Source organism: Bartonella callosciuri, assembly GCF_014203215.1.
Lineage (GTDB): Bacteria > Pseudomonadota > Alphaproteobacteria > Rhizobiales > Rhizobiaceae > Bartonella > Bartonella callosciuri.
On the sequence record NZ_JACHIM010000009.1, the window covers coordinates 10,073 to 16,291 of the forward strand.

General features: G+C 44.0%; 7 protein-coding genes. 4 read left to right on the plus strand and 3 right to left on the minus strand.

Annotation, left to right across the window (positions count from 1 at the left end):
- Nucleotides 1–430: 430 nt before the first annotated feature.
- From HNQ69_RS06720 to HNQ69_RS06730, 3 genes are all read right to left on the minus strand, one after another.
- Entirely contained in the window at nt 431–628 is a 198-nt protein-coding gene (locus HNQ69_RS06720; RefSeq protein WP_183229279.1) for a hypothetical protein, read from the minus strand.
- A gap of 6 nt (nt 629–634) precedes the next feature.
- A complete protein-coding gene (locus HNQ69_RS06725; protein WP_183229280.1) occupies nt 635–1,024 on the minus strand; it encodes a hypothetical protein in 390 nt (129 codons plus the stop codon).
- A gap of 311 nt (nt 1,025–1,335) precedes the next feature.
- Nucleotides 1,336–1,653, minus strand: a complete 318-nt coding sequence (locus HNQ69_RS06730) for an XRE family transcriptional regulator (RefSeq protein WP_183229281.1) — start codon at nt 1,651–1,653, stop codon at nt 1,336–1,338.
- Nucleotides 1,654–2,118: 465 nt separating this feature from the next.
- Here HNQ69_RS06730 and HNQ69_RS06735 point away from each other — a divergent pair, with 465 nt between their 5' ends.
- Genes HNQ69_RS06735 through HNQ69_RS06750 form a run of 4 tightly spaced genes read left to right on the plus strand, consistent with a single transcriptional unit; the run spans nt 2,119 to nt 5,923 of the window.
- On the plus strand, nt 2,119–3,246 hold the full coding sequence (locus HNQ69_RS06735; RefSeq protein WP_183229282.1) for a YdaU family protein: 1,128 nt from the start codon (nt 2,119–2,121) through the stop codon (nt 3,244–3,246).
- Nucleotides 3,236–3,394 (plus strand): hypothetical protein, encoded by a 159-nt coding sequence (locus HNQ69_RS06740; RefSeq protein ID WP_183229283.1) that lies wholly within the window; start codon nt 3,236–3,238, stop codon nt 3,392–3,394. Before HNQ69_RS06735 ends, HNQ69_RS06740 begins: the two co-directional genes overlap by 11 nt.
- 60 nt (nt 3,395–3,454) lie before the next feature.
- Nucleotides 3,455–3,619 carry a hypothetical protein gene (locus HNQ69_RS06745; RefSeq protein ID WP_183229284.1) on the plus strand — a complete coding sequence of 55 codons (165 nt, stop codon included), beginning with the start codon at nt 3,455–3,457 and terminating at the stop codon, nt 3,617–3,619.
- Nucleotides 3,620–3,679: 60 nt separating this feature from the next.
- Nucleotides 3,680–5,923 carry a bifunctional DNA primase/helicase gene (locus tag HNQ69_RS06750; protein WP_183229285.1) on the plus strand — a complete coding sequence of 748 codons (2,244 nt, stop codon included), beginning with the start codon at nt 3,680–3,682 and terminating at the stop codon, nt 5,921–5,923.
- Nucleotides 5,924–6,219: the final 296 nt, after the last annotated feature.

The window sequence follows — 6,219 nt, forward strand, 5'->3', positions numbered from 1 at the left end:
ACGATCTTGCCTTTAAACCATACCCTCTTTCTTCAACAATGGGGCATACAGCAGCACCGATGCCCTGCTCTCTATACACTGGCAATACACACCCCCACACGATCTTGCCTTTAAACCATACCCTCTTTCTTCAACAATGGGGCATACAGCAGCACCGATGCCCTGCTCTCTATACACTGGCAATACACACCCCCATACGATCTTGCCTTTAAACCATACCCTCTTTCTTCAACAATGGGGCATACAGCAGCACCGATGCCCTGCTCTCTATACACTGGCAATACACACCCACACGATCTTGCCTTTAAACCATACCCTCTTTCTTCAACAATGGGGCATACAGCAGCTGACATATTTCAACGCAGTGAATGCCCCATCGATAAAGGCCTTGAAGCTTATATCATTGTATTTATTGTCTTAAAATCTCTCCTCAACCTTGCTGTTGGACAACACAAAAATCATCTCTGAGATATTCTTCCGCCAAATTTTTTGCGACACATTGTGCAGCTCGCCGCGATACGAAGCGAACCGCCTTTTGTTTTTGTGGTTCGAGCTTGATGATGTTTTGAGCGTTTCCAGCATAGTAAAGCGGGATTCCCTGATAAAAAGTCTTGAGATAACTTGCCATGATTTTTTACCACCAATAATCGGTCAAGACATCACATGGACGCAAGCGATGCTGTTTTTCGTATGAGCCATAAAGATTATCTTCATAATCACGCCCGACTTTTTCATCTAACCAAGCATGATACGCTTCACTATTAAGAATGAACGGCTGAATTTGGTTATTTTGTTCGTCAATTTCACTATTTGCGACATAGATATCAGCGAGTTGTTCGCTAATATCCTCAGCATGGAGTGTCATGAGATCGAGCCGCAAAATTCTGTAAACAGTTTCATATTCTTCAATAAGTTCGAGCACTTCTTCGATTTGGTCGAGAGGCCCATGATAGGCATCACTCCTTTCATCTTCACAAAGAAGTATGACAACTTCATCCTCTTTAACGAATGGAATATTTTTCATAACTCCCCCCTTTAGATAGTTAATAAAACAGACCCATGTCTTGACATAGTCAAATATAGCGTTAGTCTTATCTCCTCTATGGGAGAGATGTCAATTATTTTTATCCTTAATAAAAGATATATTTTTAGCCTTTACGACGTTCAAATGGCATATGTGAATAAAAAATGGGCTTGTTTTGTTCACGCAGTGTCCTTGTATTGTTCTCTATTTGTTCTAACTCAACGCAACCACAACAGACAGGAGAGCCAAAATGAGTGATTTAGAATTGATACAATACTGGCGCAATCTTGATTCAAAAACACAAAAAGAGATTATTTTATTGCTTCGCCAGTTGGTCTCCGCAAAAGAGTCAAAATTGCCTGTCGTTCCTCCGGAGAAAGCTTTGAAATAAGATCAAGAAATTCTTTATCCTCAGGACTAGCGCCATGTCCGTATAGAACATAATTCATACCGATATTAATTTCATGACAAATGCGCGCCAAAGATTCAACTGTTGGTTCTTTTCCTTCTGAAAGGATAGAATGAAGATACCCAGCTCCTTTACCGGCTGCGAGGGATACAGATCTTTTTGAACGTCCACTTTTTTCAAGTGCAACATTTAATCTTTGACGCCAACCATCGATATTCATAGTTCCACCATATAGCGCGTCTTTTCAAAAAAACACGTCCTTTTTATAAAACGGGCTTGCATTATCCTCTAAAAAGGATAAAATTAAGGGCAAAAATTTTACTTTTTAAGGGGGGATAAAATCTTATTTTTGGGTCAAAAAACACTTTATCACCTCAAAGGATGTAAAAAGGCATCCCCGAAAGCCTCTGCGTTTAGAAATATTTTATTATTTATCCTTTTGCCATTCACGCAATTTTCCATCTACGCAATCCCACACTGTTAGATTGTACATACCTGAACAATGCAACCATCTGTCAGACTTCATAAAGCGCCCTGTCATTTAACAGAACAAACGCAACAAAGCCGCAATAGTAGTTTTATGAAAGGGCGAAGTTTTAATCGAATGCCCATGCATGCATAACACCATTTTCTCCGGCTTTATTTTCAATGGAAATATATAAAATAGAAGAGAGTGCCTTAAAGTATGAAACATGCCAATCAACAAGAAACTCCTCACTATGAATCGTCTACACTTCCTTATGTTTGTTGGTATCAGAATGATTTTCTAGGCGGTGTTCGTGGAATGCGTGCACATGAAATTGGAGTTTATACGATTCTCCTCAATGAAATGTACGCACGGGGCCGTCCTCTAGAATTATCGGCAGAACGTTTAGCGCGTCTTTGCGGTTGTGACAAGCGGACTTTTATAAATGTTTTAGAAATGCTTATAAAAGAGGGAAAGATTTTAAATTTAGCGAATGGTTTATGGAATAAGCGTTGCGAAAATGTTTTTTATGAACGTGCAAAATTGCTTGAACAGAAATCTTTTGCGGGTCGTTCTTCAGCAAAAAAACGCAAGAAAATCAATGATCAATTTCAACAATTGCTCAACGAACGTGCAAGAGATGATGAACAAAACTCAGAAGCTCAGAAGAGAGAAGAAAAGGAAACACCTCACGGTGTTTCAGAAAAGCAATTCCTTTTGCCGGAGAAAGATGCGGCAGAAGCAAGGAAGGGAACGGCAACGTTTTTGGATGTCTGTTTGCCCAGCGTAGCGAGTGCCCCTTCTTCCACCCTGCAAAATGAATCTTCTCCTCTCCTGCCAAGCGAATATTCTTCCACTGTGGCGCGCGAACAAGATGAAAGAGAACATCTTTTCACCTCACAAGCAAATGTAGAAAACGCTTCTAACGCACAAGCAACGCCGCAAAAAGCGGATAACTTTTGCACAAAGACAAAAAACACACCCGCCACGCGTAGCAAAACGAAAAGCTGTACGACCATCGCCAAAGGACACCGCCTTCCTAGCGATTGGCAAGCCGATATCGACGCGGCGGTTTTGGAAGGTTTGAGTGAAGAACAAGCGCGTTGGCAAGAAAAGAAATTTCGCGACTATTGGCACGCAAAAAGCGGCAAGGAAGCGCTTAAAGTCAATTGGCAAGCCACATGGCGCAACTGGTTTCGCCGAGAGATTGAGCGGATAAAAGAACATCAAGAAAGGCTTGCTTTTTTTGCCTCGCACACTGCTCCCAAACCACAAAACAGCGACAATGATGCCCTTTACCGTAGCCTTATCAACTACCACAATCCTGAAGAGAAACGTGATTTTTGAAGTGAAACAAAAACTTATCGCACAAGCAGGGACAATAGCAGAAATGCTGCTTCCACAAGGTCAAAGACGCGCAAATCATTGGATTGTTGGCAATCCGCACGGCTTTTACCTTTCACCCCATTTCAACGTCACATTACAACGGCAATGATATCCGCTCCGTAAGCTTTATCAACCAGCAGCCTTATCAACAACCACCACAGGCATAAACATGAGCACGATTTTTGAAGTGAAACAAAAACTTATCGCACAAGCAGGGACAATAGCAGAAATGCTGCTTCCACAAGGTCAAAGACGCGCAAATCATTGGATTGTTGGCAATCCGCACGGCTTTTACCTTTCACCCCATTTCAACGTCACATTACAACGGCAATGATATCCGCTCCGCAAGCTTTATCAACCAGCAGCCTTATCAACAACCACCACAGGCATAAACATGAGCACGATTTTTGAAGTGAAACAAAAACTTATCGCACAAGCAGGGACAATAGCAGAAATGCTGCTTCCACAAGGTCAAAGACGCGCAAATCATTGGATTGTTGGCAATACCCGTGGTGAAGCAGGAAAAAGTTTATCGGTGTGTTTGAGCGGCAGTAAAGCTGGTCTTTGGTATGATTTTGCAGAAGGAAGAGGCGGTGACCTTTTAGACCTTTGGTGCGAAGTCAAAAGAATCAGTCTTTCTCAAGCATTAGAAGAAGTCCGCGCCACCTTCAATCTTACACGTCCCAAACCCTTTATGGCACCCCATCGTTCCTATCGGCGTCCACCGGTTCCTACAGGTAGCACACCACAGAATTTAGTTAAAACTTACCTCAACAAAGAGCGCCGTATTCCTCTTGAGATTTTAAAGCGTTACCGCATAGGGGAAGAGGGTGAAAAAATCATTTTTCCTTTTTATAAACCCGATGGCACCCTTGCCTTGGTAAAAGAACGACAAGCGCAAGCAGGAGCAAAAACAAAACCGACAACGGCGCAATGTGAACCGATTTTGTTTGGCTGGCAAGCTCTGTGCCCAACAAAGCACACAGCCAGCTTAAACAGTAAAGCCCAAAGCTCTCCTACCGCACCGACAAATACGGAAAACTTGATCTGCTCACGCGCAAACATCGAAAATTCTACGCACTTGTACACAAACACGGATCACGCATCCACCTCTGCAGATCATGCATCCACCTCCGCAGATCACGTATCCACCTCCGCAGATCATGCATCCACCTCCGCAGATCACGTATCCACCTCCGCAGATCATGCATCCACCTCCGCAGATCACGTATCCACCTCCGCAGATCATGCATCCACCTCCGCAGATCACGTATCCACCTCCGCAGATCACGCATCTACCTCTGCAGATCACGCATCCACCTCCGCAGATCACGTATCCACAAACTGGGCTTTTTCTGCAACAAATCGGACCATTGTCATCACCGAAGGAGAAATCGATGCACTTTCCTTAGCTGCCTATGGATATCCAGCGGTTTCTGTACCGTTTGGGGGAGGCAGTGGAGGAAAACAGAATTGGATTGAAAATGAATTTGATCATTTAGAGCCTTTTGAAACAATTTTTCTTGCCACCGACATGGACAAACCCGGTGAAGAAGCAGCACGCGAAATCGCCAATAGGCTTGGTCGTCATCGCTGTTACCGTGTACACCTCCCCCGGAAAGATGCGAATGATTGTTTAACCGCTGGTATTGATGCCGCCACCATACAAGCAGCTTTTTCATCAGCCAAAAGCTTTGCACCAGAAGGGTTACGACGCGCCTCAGACTATAAAGATAAAGTCATAGGACTGTTTTGGCCAGAACCTGAACAGCATCTTGGTTATACGGTTCCCTACCCTAAACTCAACGGCAAATTGCATTTTCGCCCAGCCGAATTAACACTGTGGAGCGGTGCGAGTGGTGCGGGAAAAAGCCAACTCCTATCGGATTGTATTCCCCATTGGATTTCGCAAAAGAGCCGTCTCTGCCTAGCCTCCCTGGAAATGAAAGGAGAACAATCCTTACGCCGTTTAATAAAACAAACGGGAGGCTTAGAACAGCCCACAAGAGAGATGATTGAACGCATTCTGCATTTTTTAGACGATGGGCTTATTCTTTATGAACATGTTGGTAAATCGAACGTCGAGACATTGCTTGATGTCTTTGACTATTGCCGTGCCCGCTATGGTTGTGATCAATTTATCATCGACAGTCTTATGCGGTTAGGCATTGCCTCTGATGACTATGCTAACCAAGAACAAGCGGTTTATAAAATGGTTGACTGGGCTGTTTTAAACAGCGTGCACATTCATCTTGTTGCCCATGCCCGCAAAGGTGGTTTGGATAAAGAGATCCCGGGCACTGAAGATATTAAAGGCGCCTCAGAAATTGGTGCCAATGCCTTTAATATCATCACCATTTGGCGCAATCGATCCTTAGAAGACAAAATTTATGCCGCATCGCTGATGGAAGAAAAAACAGAATTAGCTAAACGTCCTGGCGTGATTATAAATATTGCGAAACAACGTTCAGGAGATTTTGAAGGAAAGGTTGGTCTTTGGTTTGATCAAAAAACCTACCGCTATCGCTGTTCGTCTGAACACCCTCTAACCCCACGGCGTTATCTTGAACGCACAACCAACACCGCCTCTTTCAAGAACACTCCTCACGCAACATTAACATGCTTCGCTCCCTCCTGAACAAAACGAGTGACAAGTCCAACAATGCAACACACGCCACTGCCTTCAAGAGCGCTCCCCACGCAACAACCAGACTCCCCGCTCCCTTATGCGCAAGACCAAGAACAACCCATGCAATACTAACCTACCATGCCTCCTCACAAGCAAATACCCAAGGACAACGCCGGCAATGCAGGAAAATACCACTCCCTTCAAGAGTACTCCCCACGCAACAACCAGACTCCCCGCTCCCTTATGCGCAAGACCAAGAACAACCCATGCAATACTAACCTACCATGCCTCCTCACAAGCAAATC

Coding starts and splice junctions, on each gene's coding strand:
- HNQ69_RS06735 (WP_183229282.1), top strand. CDS start 2,119: ATGAAACATGCCAATCAACAAGAAACTCCTCACTATGAATCGTCTACA.
- HNQ69_RS06750 (WP_183229285.1), top strand. CDS start 3,680: ATGAGCACGATTTTTGAAGTGAAACAAAAACTTATCGCACAAGCAGGG.
- HNQ69_RS06745 (WP_183229284.1), top strand. CDS start 3,455: ATGAGCACGATTTTTGAAGTGAAACAAAAACTTATCGCACAAGCAGGG.
- HNQ69_RS06725 (WP_183229280.1), bottom strand. CDS start 1,024: ATGAAAAATATTCCATTCGTTAAAGAGGATGAAGTTGTCATACTTCTT.
- HNQ69_RS06720 (WP_183229279.1), bottom strand. CDS start 628: ATGGCAAGTTATCTCAAGACTTTTTATCAGGGAATCCCGCTTTACTAT.
- HNQ69_RS06730 (WP_183229281.1), bottom strand. CDS start 1,653: ATGAATATCGATGGTTGGCGTCAAAGATTAAATGTTGCACTTGAAAAA.